The organism is Moorena sp. SIO1G6, from assembly GCF_010672795.1.
GTDB lineage: Bacteria > Cyanobacteriota > Cyanobacteriia > Cyanobacteriales > Coleofasciculaceae > Moorena > Moorena producens.
The window spans coordinates 1-15,086 of record NZ_JAAHFZ010000091.1 but is presented as its reverse complement, the minus strand read 5'-3'; the positions used below and the strand labels follow the sequence as shown (position 1 = coordinate 15,086).

The following is a 15,086-nucleotide window of genomic DNA, read 5'->3' as shown; positions in this document are numbered from 1 at the left end:
ATAAAAATGTCAAAAAAGTCTAACACCGGGATGTAACCGCAACTATTAAACCCTTGGTTTTCGGCTTTAATTTAAGTTACATAATAATCCCTGTCGGTGTTACCCTAATTTAAGTCTAACAAATAATAAGAGTTTTTGGTAGACTCTGCGACATTTTCTCTAGCTGTTTACTAACCCTTTTAGCCCCAGCTTTCCCCAACTCTGGACTCTTCCCCCTATTCCCCCTGCCCTCTTAAGTGCTTTAGGTGATATGGTTTGAACTCAACTTGCCATAAGTCCTATGCTTATGCCTTTTTCCTTTCAACATACCTTTTTCATTTTGATTTGTGTCCGACTATTGCTAATTAGTCAAGAGGCTACCGGACTGAATTTGAAAATTTTTAGATTTTAGAAGCTATATTGCTTTAATTTAGGCAAATACAAGGGAAATTTGCGCAATATAGCTGGTTTTAGGCTTCCGACCCTAAGCTGAGAACATGACCGTTCGCTTGCAATCGGCTCTAACAATAGTTACACTTCTTTAAACAAACTTTAGTTTCATACATACTTTGTCCTACCTAAGTTGCCAATGGCAAAATCTAGGGTGGCTACCCAAGTAGCGATACAGTTAGGTTCACACCTAACCAAGGTCGGTCGGAGAGCTTGAAAGCTCTCCAAACAGTGTCAAATTAAAGAAATCATACCGTAAGCGTTGTCAGATTAGGTTTTTAACCCCTCGAACAACGTGACTCTTAGAATCCTCTGTGTTTGAAGCGGGGGAGATTTCAAGGCGATTTCTAACATACTGATCAAAAGAAGCGTCGAAGTAAAAACTCTATATTAGGAGGAGCGTAGTCAATGGGACTACCCTGGTACCGAGTACACACGGTCGTCCTGAATGATCCAGGACGTCTGCTAGCTGTGCACTTGATGCATACAGCCCTGGTGGCAGGCTGGGCTGGTTCAATGGCCCTGTACGAATTGGCAATTTTTGATCCGAGTGACCCGGTTCTTAACCCGATGTGGCGTCAGGGGATGTTCGTCATGCCCTTTATGGCTCGTCTAGGGGTTACTGATTCCTGGGGGGGCTGGAGTATCACTGGTGAAACCGTAACCAATGCTGGCTTATGGTCTTTTGAAGGTGTCGCTGCAACTCATATTATCCTTTCTGGTTTATTGTTCCTGGCTGCCGTATGGCACTGGGTTTACTGGGATTTAGATGTGTTCAGAGACCCACGGAGTGGCGACCCAGCTCTCGATTTGCCAAAAATTTTTGGCATTCACCTGTTCTTATCTGGTTTACTCTGCTTTGGCTTTGGTGCCTTTCACTTGACTGGGCTTTGGGGTCCTGGGATGTGGGTATCTGATGCCTATGGTCTCACTGGTAGTGTTCAACCCATCGCACCAGAATGGGGACCAGCAGGCTTTAACCCCTATAACCCTGGAGGTATTGTCGCTCACCATATCGCTGCTGGTGTTGTTGGGGTTATTGCCGGTTTATTCCACTTAACAGTACGACCACCAGAGCGATTGTTTAAAGCTCTACGGATGGGGAATATCGAAACGGTACTCTCCAGCAGTATCGCGGCTGTATTTTTTGCTGCGTTTGTAGTAGCAGGCACCATGTGGTACGGCAGTGCTGCCACCCCAATTGAACTGTTTGGTCCAACTCGCTATCAGTGGGATCAGGGTTATTTCCAACAGGAAATTAACCAACGGGTACAAGCTGAATTGGCTGATGGTGCTAGCTTGTCAGAAGCTTGGTCATCAATTCCAGAGAAGCTGGCATTCTATGACTATGTAGGCAACTCCCCTGCCAAAGGTGGTTTGTTCCGCACAGGTCCGATGGACAAAGGGGATGGAATTGCTGAAGGTTGGCTAGGTCATGCGGTGTTCACAGACAGTGAAGGTCGGGATCTGACCGTTCGTCGGATGCCGAACTTCTTTGAAACCTTCCCTATCATTTTGACCGATGCTAATGGTGTAGTTCGTGCGGACATACCTTTCCGACGGGCTGAATCTAGGTATAGTTTCGAGCAAGCTGGTGTCACAGTTAGCTTCTACGGTGGAGTTCTTGATGGTCAAACCTTTACTGACCCATTCGATGTGAAGCAATACGCTCGTACTGCTCAGCTGGGTGAGGGCTTTGAATTTGACCGTGAAACCTTAAACTCTGATGGTGTATTCCGCACTAGTACTCGGGGTTGGTTCACCTTTGGTCATGCTGTCTTTGCTCTGTTGTTCTTCTTTGGGCACATCTGGCATGGCTCACGCACCCTCTATCGAGATGTGTTTGCTGGTGTCGATCCTGACCTAGAGGAAGAGCAAGTCGAGTGGGGCTTCTTCCAGAAGCTTGGTGATAAGAGTACCCGTAGGACAGAGCCTATCTAGAGGTTAAATATCTCTTATCACAGTTTGACTTAAAAGCAAAAGGCAGAAGAAAAGAAATTTTTCTTTTGCCTTTTGGCTATTTCTGTGGTCTATGCAAGGTAGACTGGTAAGTGAGAAGATAACCAACAATTATAGCTATGGAATCAGTTGCTTATATCTTAATCTTGACCTTAGCCCTAGGCACCCTATTTTTTGCCATTGCTTTTCGGGAACCGCCTAAGATTGGTAAGTAGTTTACCTCGATTTACTCAGATCGAAATTCAACAGTTCTGTGGATGCTCTGAGCCGCAATACCCTGTGCATGACCCTATAGGATATAGGGAAGTTGATAGGTCTATATCGGCTCACCTTCCATATAATTGTTATTTTGACAGTATCGACTCTTAGGGCGTTCCAAATATCTGCCGCCAATCAGTCCACTCAGCAAGAAAACAAAATTATCTTATGCGATGCCCCTCTTGTCACCACACCGAGAGCCGCGTTCTTGAGTCTCGTTCTACTGAGGCAGGGAAAAGTGTGAGGCGACGTCGGGAGTGTTTGGGATGCAAACATCGCTTCACGACATATGAGCGGATCGAATTTGTGCCAATAACTGTGATCAAGCGGGATGGCAAGCGGGAATCATTTGACCGTTCCAAGTTGTTACGGGGAATTGTACGTGCTTGTGAAAAAACCGGCATTCTCCAAAAACGCCTGGAAGCATTGGTTGATGAGATTGAAGCAGAATTACAACAGCGATTTGGTCGGGAAGTCATCAGTCACGAAATTGGTGAGTTAGTCTTGCGCTACCTACGTTCGGAGAGTGAAGTGGCTTATGTACGCTTTGCTTCCGTCTATGGAAAATTTCAAGGGATTAGAGATTTTGTCACTACCCTAGAGGATCTCCAACAGGAAGATGTACCAATGGAAATCCCCCAGGTTCCGCCAACCCCCTCAGATCAGGTAGAAGAAATAAAGACATCCACTTCGGTGTAATTGATCAGATGTTTGTTGAATGTTGACGGTTGATGGTTGACTCTCAAAAGTACAAGGTCAACTAGTGATCTCGTGTCCAGTTGTATGGTTACCATTTGTAGAGATGTTCCAGGCAAGGTATCTACAGCAGAGAGGATTAAGAAAAAAACAGGGTGAGGTTTGCAAACCCCATCTAGGCAAGAGCAGGTTACCGATGCTAGCGGACTTCAGATGAGTTTCTTACAGCTAAAGCCGGATTTTAGGGAGCTAGACTAGAAAGTGAAAGAAATTTCAACTCAAGGGCGTGAATTCATTGAAGCCTAACTAGGTTTACCCAGGAGTTGAGTCAAGGCAAGACCAAAGAGCAAACAGCCATGAAGAAACGTTTCTGGATGAGAGCATGGATGGGTAATGCAGAGGTAAACACCTCTCCACAGCCGCTGGCAAATCCTGAGGTTAGATTACAGGAACCCCAGGAAAAGCGCAAGTTAGTCAAATTCTGGCGTATTGCTGCCAGTTTGCTCCTTTGGCAAGGGGTGATACTGGGTACCCCAGCCCAAGCACAGCTTAAACAAGAGAAATCTCTAACCTATAGTGAGCTATTAAAGAAAGTTAAAAATGGGGACGTCACTAAAATAGAAATCGATGAAGCCACTAAGATTGCTAAAGTTAGCTTAGAGGGGTCCAATGAGAATGAACCTCCTCAACGAGTTGCTTTGTTCGATCAAAACTCCTTGCTACTCAAGGAACTCCGTCAACAGAATGTTCCCACTGAAATTAGGCGCTCTGCGGATAACTCAGCCGCTTTAGGTCTAATTGCCAACTTATTTTTCATTCTGTTGTTACTAGCAGGCTTGATGATGATCCTGCGACGCTCTGCGAGTAATTCTGGTCAAGCCTTAAACTTTGGCAAATCCCGAGCACGGTTTCAGATGGAAGCCAAAACCGGGGTTCTCTTTGATGATGTAGCAGGTATTCAAGAAGCTAAACAGGAATTGCAAGAAGTTGTCACATTCCTCAAACAACCAGAACGCTTTACTGCTGTTGGAGCACGGATCCCGAAAGGTGTGCTGCTAGTGGGTCCTCCAGGAACTGGTAAAACTCTCTTAGCCAAAGCGATCGCTGGTGAAGCAGGAGTTCCCTTCTTTAGCATCTCTGGTTCCGAATTCGTGGAAATGTTTGTGGGCGTTGGTGCCTCCCGTGTCCGTGACTTGTTCAGAAAAGCCAAAGAAAATGCCCCTTGCTTGGTCTTCATTGATGAAATTGATGCGGTAGGACGGCAACGGGGAGCAGGAATTGGCGGTGGAAACGATGAACGGGAGCAAACCCTTAACCAATTGCTCACGGAAATGGATGGGTTTGAAGGCAACACAGGTATTATTATTATTGCTGCCACTAATCGCCCAGATGTCCTGGATGCTGCACTATTACGTCCTGGACGCTTTGACAGACAAGTTATTGTGGATTACCCTGACTACAAAGGCAGGAATAACATTCTGGAAGTCCACGCTCGCAACAAAAAGATTGACCCTGAGGTTTGTCTAGAAACTGTTGCTAAGCGTACCCCTGGGTTTACTGGTGCTGACTTAGCCAACCTACTCAACGAAGCGGCAATCCTGACTGCCCGCCGCCGCAAAGATGCCATTACTATGCTCGAAATCAATGATGCTATTGACCGGGTGGTAGCTGGGATGGAAGGCACTCCTCTAGTGGACAGCAAGAATAAGCGATTAATTGCCTACCATGAAGTAGGACATGCTGTAATTTCTACCCTCCTACCGGATCACGACCCGGTACAGAAAGTAACCCTAATTCCCCGAGGGCAAGCCCGTGGTTTGACCTGGTATATTCCTGATGAAGAGCAAGGTTTGATTACTCGGGCTCAACTCAAAGCCCAAATTACTGCTGCTTTAGGGGGTAGAGCGGCAGAAGAAGAAATTTTTGGTGAGGCTGAAGTGACTACTGGTGCTGTTGGGGACTTGCGACAAGTTACCTCGCGAGCACGGCAGATGGTAACCCGCTTTGGAATGAGTGATTTGGGTCCTCTGTCCTTAGAAGATCCAGGGGGAGAAGTCTTTCTAGGGGGTAATGTGATTAATAGGGCTGAGTACTCAGAGAAAATTGCTGCCCACATTGATGCCCAAGTTCGCACAATTGTGCAGCATTGCCATGGCCATGCTCGTCAGTTAGTCCGGGAAAATCGGGTAATCATTGACCGATTAGTAGACCTGTTGATAGATCAAGAAACTATCGAAGGAGACCAGTTACGCAAAATTGTAGAAGAACACACCCAGATGTGCAAGGAACAATTGGTAGTTTCGTAGTTTCTAGTTAAACGATCAAAGGCATGCATGTTTGAAACATGTTAATGGTTAATGGTTAATGGTTAATGGCCATTAACCATTAGCATTTGTCCCAATCAAGCTCGTGTTTTATACATTGCACGCAGCACCTGGGCTGGGTCAACATATTGCTTGCCATACTTCAATCCCCAGTGCAGATGAGGACCAGTGGTACGACCAGTCATCCCTACTCGACCGATTCTGGCTCCAGAAGGCAACAGTTGGCCTTCCTTGATCCGAATCCCACCGGAGTTGTCAATTAAATAGCGAGTACCTCCATTTTTAACTGCGTATCCTTTCATGTGACAGTAGATGTGCTGCCACTTGCCCGATTGGATAGTTATTGAGGTGCCGCAAGCAGTACCATCAGAAATTTTAATTACTTTACCACTCCACCAGTTACGGATATAGCTTCCTTCAGGGGCAGCTATGTCTAAACCTCGGTGGAATTCCCATCCAGAACCTCTAGGAGAGGGTCGGTAACCGAAGCCAGAGGTGTAGCCCCGGAAGTTTTCTACGGGAAAGGAACCCCCTTTGGCAAAACTTCTTACTCCGGCTACCAAGGTTGAGGGAGGTTCTGATGCAGTTACTGGCTGGCTGGGGAAACTCGAATGGGTACTTAAACCGATTGAACTTGTTAAACTCAGTCCAGCGAAAATTAGAAGCCTTGATAAATAACCACTGCGCATTAGTTCTAGTCTGGCTTTAGCTAGTTAGGGGTCTTTCCATCATTCAACTCCTTGGGGACTCCCGTTATAGCCCAAAGACAAGTGCGGGAGATGGGGCGTATAAAGTGCGGACGCAGGTGACCCACACAGCCCCTTGGGAATTGAAGATCAAGTTGATTGCGATTCTTGATAATTTTAGCTAGTATAAATCTGGCATAAATTGATTTAATGCGCTCTTTCGCGTAGCGTCTCCTACGCAGAAAAAAGCACCGGTTCTTGTGCAAGCTGAAAAGCCTCTGCTAGAAACATGAACCATAAAAAAAACATACAAGTAAGCCCGATGATTTTATCGGAGGGTGTAGAGGCTGTTTGAATCAGCCAGTAAGAGTTTTATGCTCTTAAGAATCCCCTGCTGTAATCTTCGCCAAAGCCGACGCTACGCGAAGGATTTAGCGGTTTGATTGTCAATTATATCCCTCCAGATCACCTACCATCAGCAGGGTGTTTGGGTTGTTTTAGGTATTTATCAAAATCTTGAGTTTTGTTAAGATACCTCAAGAGGCTAATACACATTTAACTTGCACAATTTAAGGATTAGATTTTTTGTTAAGGGTTGACCTTTGACTAACCTTTGTGCGCGTGTCTACTGTGCGCGTGTCTACCGTTAACCGTTAACACTAAAGCGATCAACTCAAATAGAGATGTTAAATGTTGGTTAACTTAGTCATGAACTTGCCCCAGCCTACCCTATCCGTGAACTGATGCTGACTGAATTTTTGCCCTTCCGATTCGAGGTGGATACTACAGCGATCGCAGGAGCATCTTTGTGGTCTCTAGCGCTATATTTAAGCCTCTCGTCCTTGAGGCAATGGATTATGGAGCAATTGAACCGCTGGTTTAACTTTGCTGAGGGATTCTTTTACATCTCGGCTCAGGAATTTGAACGAACCCGTAAGGTCAGAGAATCTCAAAACGCTTTCTATGCGTCAATTGTCAGCATTTTGCCTTTTTTAGTCATTGGTGCAGTTTGTAACTACGCCGTGGAAATTAGCCTCGGACACAGTTGGGCAATCAGTATCGGGATTATTGCTTGTATGAGCTGTGGTGTGTATGAATTAGGGCGTCAGTCTGGGAATTGAATTTAGCTTCTTTTGGAAGCTAAAATAATTCTAGAAATAAGATAACAGTAATAAAGAGAAATAACTTGATCAATAATATGTTCGCGATCGCCTAAGGATTACAGTATTATACTTGTGGCTTAATCAGGTAAATAGCACGTAAGCATTCAGCTATCAGCCTTGGCCAAAGGCCAACGGCTGAATGCTTACAATCGCACTAGGTAAGTCGTTAGTGTAAAACTGGCTCACTACTGACCGTGGCCGGATTATTTAAGCGATCGCATTCCATCACTCCATACCTTACCCATCTTCTGATACTCCCGCCGAGTTCCCTGTAACAGATGTTCCATCATCACTGCACTACCTGCTTCAGCCGCTAGAAAAGCTGCTGCTAGGGCAATATTTTTAATATTCCCTCCACTCAATTTGAACTGCCGTGCCAAAAACTCAAAATCTAGATCTGCTGACAAGGGGATTTCCTCAGTCCAAATCCCCTCCCAAATGCGCCGACGACTAGCTTCATCTGGTGAGGGAAAGTGAACTGTAAAGGCTAACCTACGCACAAATGCCTCGTCTAAATTTTGGCGCAAATTTGTTGTCAAAATTGATATCCCCTCATATTCCTCCATCTTCTGCAACAGATACCCAACTTCAATATTGGCGTAGCGGTCATGAGCATCTCGAACTTCAGAGCGTTTGCCAAACAGAGCATCTGCCTCGTCAAACAGAAGGATAGCGTTAGCTGTTTCGGCAGCCATAAAAATGCGGTTCAAATTTTTCTCAGTCTCGCCAATGTACTTACTGACAACCTGGGATAAATCAATTTTGTATAGCTCAAGCTGTAGTTCATTAGCAATCACTTCCGCCGCCATGGTCTTACCTGTGCCTGGTGGACCTGAAAATAGTACATTTAATCCTTTGCCAATGGACAGCTTGCGGTGAAAGCCCCATTTTTCATAGACAATATGACGATACTTGGCTTGATTACAAATTTCTTTGAGCTGAGCAAGTTGATCGGCGGGTAAGATAATGTCTTGCCAACTATACTTAAGGTTAAGTTTGCGGGCTAATTCAGTTAAATTGTTACCAGATTGGTCACGAGCCGCTGCTAATAAGTCATTTAGGGTTGGCTTAATTGTACTGTTTAATGGCAATTCTTCAAATTCGGCAGCAGCAGGCCACAAAGCCTGATTACAAGCAGTTGTCACTGCTCCTGCTATTTGGGCTGAACTCAAGGTAAAACGATTGGCTAGGGTATCCAAGTCGCGATCGCTAAGTACAATTCCTTTAGTTTCTAAACTAGCTTGCCAGTAAACGCGCCGTTGGTAAAAATCCGGTGTAGCAAAAGGTACAGTAATCACACCCTGGAGATTGGTCAACTTTGGCACCCACGACTGTATTCCAGATAATATCACCACACCTTTCGCCTCAGTTAGTCTGTCAAGTAAGCTTTTATATAACAGATGCTGCTCTTTGGTCTGTAGTGCATCCCAACTTTCCAGACTTTCTAGATAGAGGATAGCATCGTGAAAACAGGCTTCACGGAATAACAATTTTAGCAGTTGGTCAAACTCTTCCTTAATTGCTAAAGCTTGAGCTAAATCCGCAATTAATAACTGCTTGTTCAGTTGAGCGGCAAGGGCGATCGCTCCACGGCGTTTTTCAGTAGAATGTAAACCAGAGAAATACAGATGTAGAGGCTGGCTGGTATTTTGAGCGTGTTTGACTAGCTTAGGAAGTATGTGTTTAATGTCATCCCTAATCGGTAACTTGTCCTCAACCGCAGGACTATCTATCAATTGACACCAAGATTCTAAACGCGGTTCAAGACTCTTTTGTTTTAACAGAAAATGGATAACTTGATCATCTAGCTTGAGATAATAGGATAATATTGGTGGCTTAACCTGATGAGGGTCAGGAATTAAATGAAGTAAGCCATGTTTGATTAAGGGTGCATCAGGAGCAAAATGAACTCGTTGCAACAGTTTGGCTTCAGCAGAGGGACATAGTAAATTTAAGGCTAAATCAATACTAGGTCGCCTGCGAGTGACATCATCCTGAAGATAGGCATACAGACGCTCGTAACTTAAATCAATTTCTGGAGCCAGGGCAATCAGAATCACGTCTAAATCAAATTCAGACAAACCAAAAGTCTGTTTCAGCCAGTTTAATGGTGTATTGTTAGTCTGATCAGACTCAGTTTTTTCTGCATCTACTGCAAACAAAGGTATCCCTGGTTCACGATCTAGGAGTTGTTTGACCTGATCGCGATCAATACGAAGACCTCGATAAGGGTCAGTAGCTGCTTGAGAACCGTAGACAGCTTGTGCTGTTATTACTGCTTGCTCTAGTAATTTATTTAGTCTTTCTAACGCTGAGAGTAGATAGTCGAACATGGCTTAGTTCAGAAATGTTGAATGATAGTTAAAAACCTATACAAATAGCATATAATTTTATAAAATAGAGGCTAAATTAAAATTTAATAATGTTGCTTCAATGATATATAATTTTCAAAAAATCGTCAAAAGATACGTAGGTAAATTACCTAATGATGATTATCCAGTCCTCAATACTTTCCTAAAGGTGCGCTTTCCGTTGGCGAATTAAATTCGCCCATGATTGCAACTATTTTTGTTAAAATGGTTATAATTTGTGCTATATAATATTCAAAATAGTATGATTAGTTTAGTCAAGGGTTTGAATGTGCGTGGCATAGAGGTAGACATATCGACTTTTTATAAGGCGAGCAAAGTTAGCAATCCAATGGTGTTTTATAATTTGTTCGTTGACTTAATAAAAAGTATTAATAAAAGCCAAAAAATAGGCAAGGCTAAATTAGCATTATTTCCGCGCTTATTCAACAATAGTGACCGAAATCACGCAAGCTGTTATGGAGCCAAGGTTTTCATCAAGTCAAACTATTAAGTGGCTTAAATTTATTAACAGCAGAGCCATGAGGAATAATGATTCATTTCTCTTGGTGCGCGTTCCCTAGGTCAACGATGAAACCTTGAACAGGGTAGCCTTTATAGTTGGCAGTCTGTGAGTCATAGGTTTAAGTCTTTTTAATAAGGCTACCCTGTTCTACGGTAACTTCCTGCGTCGGGAAACCCGACCGGGGTCGCACCGCGTGGGTCTTGGTCACGATAGCAAATATGGTGATAACACAATAGAATCAACTATTTAAAGTTACCGTAACAGAGTGTTTGAAGTTACCGTAGAACAGGGTCGCCTTATCACAAAGACTCAACCCTTTTATGCTAAACCGTTTCCCCCATAAAGGCGACCCTGTTGAAGGTTTCGTCTCCGGCCTTTATAGCGACAGGTTATGGGTAATACTTTTAAGTTATATGAAATAAGGCTCCCCTCTCCAAGGTTTATGTCTGAGAAATGCAAGACGCACCGTTCGCGTAGCGTGGCCGAAAGGCCAAGGTTCCCTAACACCACCACCCTATAGTTGGAGAGTAACCCAAGACTTTTTCCCAAAACAGCTGTTTGCTCATCAAAATTACTGCTGCCTTTTTTATCCAAGAACTCCGATGTAAATCGGCCAGGCACGATGATCATAGATCACGCTAACCATCAAGATATTAATCACCCCCCAACTGGTGCGGTCATACGCCAAATATATCCTATCGTTCGGCTTAAACATCTCTTCTACCAGAGCACTTACACAGGGAAACCAGATTGAAACGATATTGAACTGGTAATTTCTGAAGGGCGACTCTCAAACAAAATAGCTAACGGCAGGGCTTCAGCTAACACTTCTAGTTTGACATGTCTGAGCAATTGTAGGCTGGCAACGACTAAGGTCAGGAACAAATACCTGGTGTAATGCAGCTTATTTTTTCGGTGCGTAGTTTCGAGGTTTCCTCGAAATGCAAGACGCACCGTAGGATTTTATGGTATGGCGCACGCTATCATTTTTGGTAGATAGGTCAGGGTTACTATATTTGACCTATCTTTTTTTTGCTTCATCTGCTGTATCCCTTGCTAAACAATGGCTATACCCGCTCTGTCCCCCCGTCAGGTATTTCTATAAATTATATTTTATTTTTAGTCTTCCATCATTTTGACATAATTAAAATTTTAATCTTTTTGGGGAACTATTAATTAATAGTAATTTGAGTTAATTAGACTAAGAGCTGATTTGTAAAGTAAATCTTAAGAAGTCTGAAAGCCTTGCTATGATTGTCTTTTGGGTATTAAATAGTTCAATTGTTCTATTTGAGCGCAAGCCTTATCCTACAAGGATTACAGCGAGTTTACGAATCAGCTCTAATAAGCGATTTGGCTATCACTACTTATTTAGACAGCTTACACCCTGTTAAATCCTCAATACATAATCTTGGTCATTTGTCAAAAAAAATTAGATGCGTTTGCCCTGGCCATCACTACATGTTTATCACTACCTCCGGATAATTGCCCACACTTACGATATCCAGACAAAATCTTTCTCCCCCTGCTCTCCTGCTGCCCTGCTCCCCCTGCTCTCCTGACCAGGAAGTAGGTTATTCAACCGGATTTGATAGTATTCTGTTTCTCTAGGAGCATTCAACGAATTGTTAAGAATACAGCCCAGTAAAAATAAATGGTTTTACCGAGTTTTACAGAAGCAGATTATACCAAATACGGCTGGTAAATCTACCATTACCGATAAATAAGCTATGGATGATGGCAGCCATGAAAAATTAATGATCAGCCAGGGAAATAAAGATGTGATAAAAGCGGAGTCGGTATTCAGCAAAGATTTTGCAAAATTTTTGTTCAAGATGTTTATTGATGGAAAATATTGGGCAACAATAAGGACATGGCTCGATTTGAACCAATAAAAGGCTATCTATACCTTGTTGACTGTTGAGTGTTTACTGTTAAACGTTAACTATTGACTGCCCTCGAGATCGTCATTTCTTCGTTAAATACAGAGAATTAGAATCTGTCAAAACCGAATATTTGCGGAAAATTCGGTTCCCCTGCTCTGCTGCTCTGCCCCCCTCAGTCTAAATCAAGAATCAAACAGCTCTGCCGATCTTCGGGGGTAATGGGGGGAGCAACTGTTGACAGTCAACGGTTAAAACTCAACAGTGAACCAAACTATACAGGTTACATCTTCATTGGTTAACACTCAACAGTCAAGCAAACTATACAGGTTACATCTTCATTAACGTCTTATTAACACGAAAAACCAATGATTCGTTACCGACATAAGAAAATTAGCATTTTATTTGGCAGTCTCTTAATGGTTGGGGCATGGTGGTTACCTGCTCAAGCTAAACAGACCACTAATTCAGTCTTAGAGAAAGCAATTACAACTGAGGATCCAACTATTCCGATTGAGGAGCTAGAGCTAATGCTCAAGCCCTTGACATTAGATGAGCTGGAGGGTGAAGCTAAAGCGTGGATGTTCTTGCTTAAAACTAAAGTTAAAGAACTTAGCGATGCTGAAATTGCTGTCAAGCGCAAAAATCGAGAGCTTCAACAAACTAAAGAAGCTGTTGATGCCCTAGAAGATGCCAAAGAGGCTCTTGAGGAAGCGACAGACACTAAGGAAAAAATAGAGACTGAGGGATCGGCTGAGGATCGCCTTAAAGCTTTAAAAGCTGCTGAAGAGGCACAGGAAGCTCTCGAAAAAGCTCAAGAGTCAGTAGAAGAAGCAGTTAAAGAAGAGGAAAAGACCCAGCATGATAAAACCTTGCAAGGGGCAATTGATAAAGCAGTTGAAAGTACTGAAAAGGAAAAAGATAAAGCAAAAACTTCAAACGAGGATGTTGCTAAGGTTCAAGAAAAGATTGGGACAATTAGCAACAAAATCGTTACTGATGAACAAGAGCAGAAAAAGACTGAACAGGGACTTGACAAAGCCAAACAAGACCTAGAAGAAGCGGTGGAAGCGAAGACCGAAGTTAAAAAGCAAGTTCTGGTCAACATGACCACACTGCGAGAGGAACGCACTGCTTTAAGCGATCGCTTTGAGGTGGTACTTGAAGAGCTGGAAACTAAAGGCGGTGATGTCGAGTTGTACAACAAATACATCGATGCAATCAGTGGGATTAAGGTTGACGTAACCGACACTCAAGGAACCTGGATTACCATCGTCGGCTGGCTCCAGTCTAAAGAAGGAGGTCTGCGCTGGGCGAATAACATTGGCAAATTTTTAGGAATTGTCGCTGGCTTTAGCATCCTCTCCCTGATTGTAGGGACAGTCCTCGAGAAATCTTTGTGGATGTTCCCGAATATGTCAGCTATGCTCCGTCAGTTCGTGGTTAGGATAACCCGTCAAGGATTATTTGTGGTGGGTATTATTTTAGGTATCACTGCCCTAGAGGTCAGTATTGGTCCACTGATGGCTATGATTGGAGCTGCTGGTTTTGTGGTAGCGTTTGCGTTCCAAAATACCCTCGGTAACTTTGCCAATGGGTTAATGATCTTGCTCTATAAACCTTTCGACGTGGGCGATATGATTGAAGTAGCTGGGGTAAAAGGTACGGTTAAGGATGTCAACTTAGTTTGCACCACAATCAAGACTTATGAAAATAAAATCATTATTATCCCGAACAACTCAATCTGGGGTAACGTTATTGAGAACGAAACCAGTAGCCCCGTCCGCGCTATGTTCCTCACGGTAAGGATCAGCTACAGCAATAGTATTACTCAAGCGATCCAAGTTCTTAAGGATATTGCCAACTCTCATCCTTTAGTATTGGAAGACCCTGCACCTTGGATCGACACTGGGGAATTGGCTGAATATGCTGTTAACATTTGGTTTATGGCCTATACTAAGAAACAGGATTACTGGACAGCCTATTGTGAGATCAGCCGAATTATAAAAGAAAGATTTGAACAAGAGGGGATTGTGATCCCACTGCCGAAGCAGGAAATATACATCAACGAAGCTATCGCTAAGCAAGAGGGGAGTGGGGCAAAAACCTTTAAAGGCAATGACCTTACCCTAGACGGAAGTCATGGCCAGATAGCAACTTCAAAGCCCCATAGCTCTTTCCCCAACGGTAAGACAGCTTGAATCTGTAGACTAATCTGTAGAGGGTGATAGAATGCTTGCGCTCTCAATCAGGCGTCCAACATCCTAATTGGCGTTGCGTCAGTCTTCGAATGAATAGGAGTAGAGTGGGCATCCTGCCCGCCCGAAAAGATCCGGTGCGCTTTCCGCATCTAATTATTACAGGACTTACGCAACTGGCACAGTGGGTAGCTTAAATATAGTACTAATGTACTATATTTAAGCTACCTCTGTCATCAGCCCTTTTTCAGATTAGTAATAATAATTAATGGTCGTTCGTTTTTTCAATTTTCTGATCAAATCAGAGGATGGTGCCTTAAAAAATTCAGTTATTGATGAAATTTACTAAACTTAACTATTGTCAATACTTATTAAGTAGCCACCTCAATTATACTCTCACCAATTTAGCCTAACATTTAGGGCGTGTCATCAATTAAGCCAGATAACGGTAGCAGCCAGATAAATTGCGGATAGAAAGTTTATTGCCCCTTTATCATAGCGTGTGGCAATCGCTCGATATTGCTTGAGTTGGGCAAAGAAGTTTTCAATTAGATGTCGTGCTTGGTATAAGTATCGATCATACTCACGCTTAACAGTACGGTTGCACTTGGGCGGA

12 protein-coding genes are annotated in these 15,086 nt (G+C 43.4%); 7 read left to right on the top strand and 5 right to left on the bottom strand.

Features of this window, described 5'->3' with window-relative positions:
- Window positions 1-837: 837 nt before the first annotated feature.
- The 4 genes from psbB (at window position 838) to ftsH (ending at window position 5,648) form a co-directional block, all read left to right on the top strand.
- Complete coding sequence (psbB, locus tag F6K63_RS34660; RefSeq protein WP_287263847.1) at window positions 838-2,370, top strand: photosystem II chlorophyll-binding protein CP47; 1,533 nt, start codon at window positions 838-840, stop codon at window positions 2,368-2,370.
- Between the two features lie 137 nt (window positions 2,371-2,507).
- On the top strand, window positions 2,508-2,603 hold the full coding sequence (locus F6K63_RS34655) for a photosystem II reaction center protein T (RefSeq protein ID WP_008180851.1): 96 nt from the start codon (window positions 2,508-2,510) through the stop codon (window positions 2,601-2,603).
- Between the two features lie 211 nt (window positions 2,604-2,814).
- Complete coding sequence (nrdR, locus tag F6K63_RS34650; protein ID WP_287267874.1) at window positions 2,815-3,345, top strand: transcriptional regulator NrdR; 531 nt, start codon at window positions 2,815-2,817, stop codon at window positions 3,343-3,345.
- A gap of 353 nt (window positions 3,346-3,698) precedes the next feature.
- Complete coding sequence (gene ftsH, locus F6K63_RS34645; RefSeq protein WP_287250337.1) at window positions 3,699-5,648, top strand: ATP-dependent zinc metalloprotease FtsH; 1,950 nt, start codon at window positions 3,699-3,701, stop codon at window positions 5,646-5,648.
- 95 nt (window positions 5,649-5,743) lie between these two features.
- On the opposite strand, the gene F6K63_RS34640 is transcribed toward ftsH, so the two are convergent.
- On the bottom strand, window positions 5,744-6,355 hold the full coding sequence (locus F6K63_RS34640) for a M23 family metallopeptidase (protein WP_008180846.1): 612 nt from the start codon (window positions 6,353-6,355) through the stop codon (window positions 5,744-5,746).
- 740 nt (window positions 6,356-7,095) lie between these two features.
- Between F6K63_RS34640 and F6K63_RS34635 the strand changes: the two genes are divergently transcribed.
- Window positions 7,096-7,473: a hypothetical protein gene (locus F6K63_RS34635; RefSeq protein ID WP_044492400.1), complete on the top strand. Its 378-nt coding sequence runs from the start codon at window positions 7,096-7,098 to the stop codon at window positions 7,471-7,473.
- A 245-nt stretch (window positions 7,474-7,718) separates the two neighbouring features.
- Here F6K63_RS34635 and F6K63_RS34630 read toward each other — a convergent pair whose 3' ends face one another.
- From F6K63_RS34630 to F6K63_RS34620, 3 genes are all read right to left on the bottom strand, one after another.
- Window positions 7,719-9,848, bottom strand: a complete 2,130-nt coding sequence (locus tag F6K63_RS34630) for an AAA family ATPase (protein WP_287295756.1) — start codon at window positions 9,846-9,848, stop codon at window positions 7,719-7,721.
- Between the two features lie 859 nt (window positions 9,849-10,707).
- Window positions 10,708-11,010 carry a hypothetical protein gene (locus F6K63_RS34625; RefSeq protein ID WP_143764196.1) on the bottom strand — a complete coding sequence of 101 codons (303 nt, stop codon included), beginning with the start codon at window positions 11,008-11,010 and terminating at the stop codon, window positions 10,708-10,710.
- Window positions 11,011-11,121: 111 nt separating this feature from the next.
- Window positions 11,122-11,343 carry a hypothetical protein gene (locus tag F6K63_RS34620; protein ID WP_075873662.1) on the bottom strand — a complete coding sequence of 74 codons (222 nt, stop codon included), beginning with the start codon at window positions 11,341-11,343 and terminating at the stop codon, window positions 11,122-11,124.
- A 776-nt stretch (window positions 11,344-12,119) separates the two neighbouring features.
- On the opposite strand from F6K63_RS34620, the gene F6K63_RS34615 reads away from it, so the two are divergent.
- A complete protein-coding gene (locus tag F6K63_RS34615) occupies window positions 12,120-12,284 on the top strand; it encodes a hypothetical protein (protein ID WP_008180834.1) in 165 nt (54 codons plus the stop codon).
- Window positions 12,285-12,640: 356 nt separating this feature from the next.
- Window positions 12,641-14,473, top strand: coding sequence for a mechanosensitive ion channel family protein (locus F6K63_RS34610; RefSeq protein WP_008180831.1), 1,833 nt, complete (start codon window positions 12,641-12,643; stop codon window positions 14,471-14,473).
- A gap of 426 nt (window positions 14,474-14,899) precedes the next feature.
- Here the strand turns inward: F6K63_RS34610 and F6K63_RS34605 are convergent.
- The coding region (locus F6K63_RS34605) for a transposase (RefSeq protein WP_287255045.1) at window positions 14,900-15,086 on the bottom strand (187 nt) is incomplete at its 5' end.

Bases quoted from the DNA above. Each gene is read 5' to 3' on its own strand.
- psbB (WP_287263847.1), top strand. From the start codon at position 838: ATGGGACTACCCTGGTACCGAGTACACACGGTCGTCCTGAATGATCCA.
- F6K63_RS34655 (WP_008180851.1), top strand. From the start codon at position 2,508: ATGGAATCAGTTGCTTATATCTTAATCTTGACCTTAGCCCTAGGCACC.
- nrdR (WP_287267874.1), top strand. From the start codon at position 2,815: ATGCGATGCCCCTCTTGTCACCACACCGAGAGCCGCGTTCTTGAGTCT.
- ftsH (WP_287250337.1), top strand. From the start codon at position 3,699: ATGAAGAAACGTTTCTGGATGAGAGCATGGATGGGTAATGCAGAGGTA.
- F6K63_RS34640 (WP_008180846.1), bottom strand. From the start codon at position 6,355: ATGCGCAGTGGTTATTTATCAAGGCTTCTAATTTTCGCTGGACTGAGT.
- F6K63_RS34635 (WP_044492400.1), top strand. From the start codon at position 7,096: ATGCTGACTGAATTTTTGCCCTTCCGATTCGAGGTGGATACTACAGCG.
- F6K63_RS34630 (WP_287295756.1), bottom strand. From the start codon at position 9,848: ATGTTCGACTATCTACTCTCAGCGTTAGAAAGACTAAATAAATTACTA.
- F6K63_RS34615 (WP_008180834.1), top strand. From the start codon at position 12,120: ATGGATGATGGCAGCCATGAAAAATTAATGATCAGCCAGGGAAATAAA.
- F6K63_RS34610 (WP_008180831.1), top strand. From the start codon at position 12,641: ATGATTCGTTACCGACATAAGAAAATTAGCATTTTATTTGGCAGTCTC.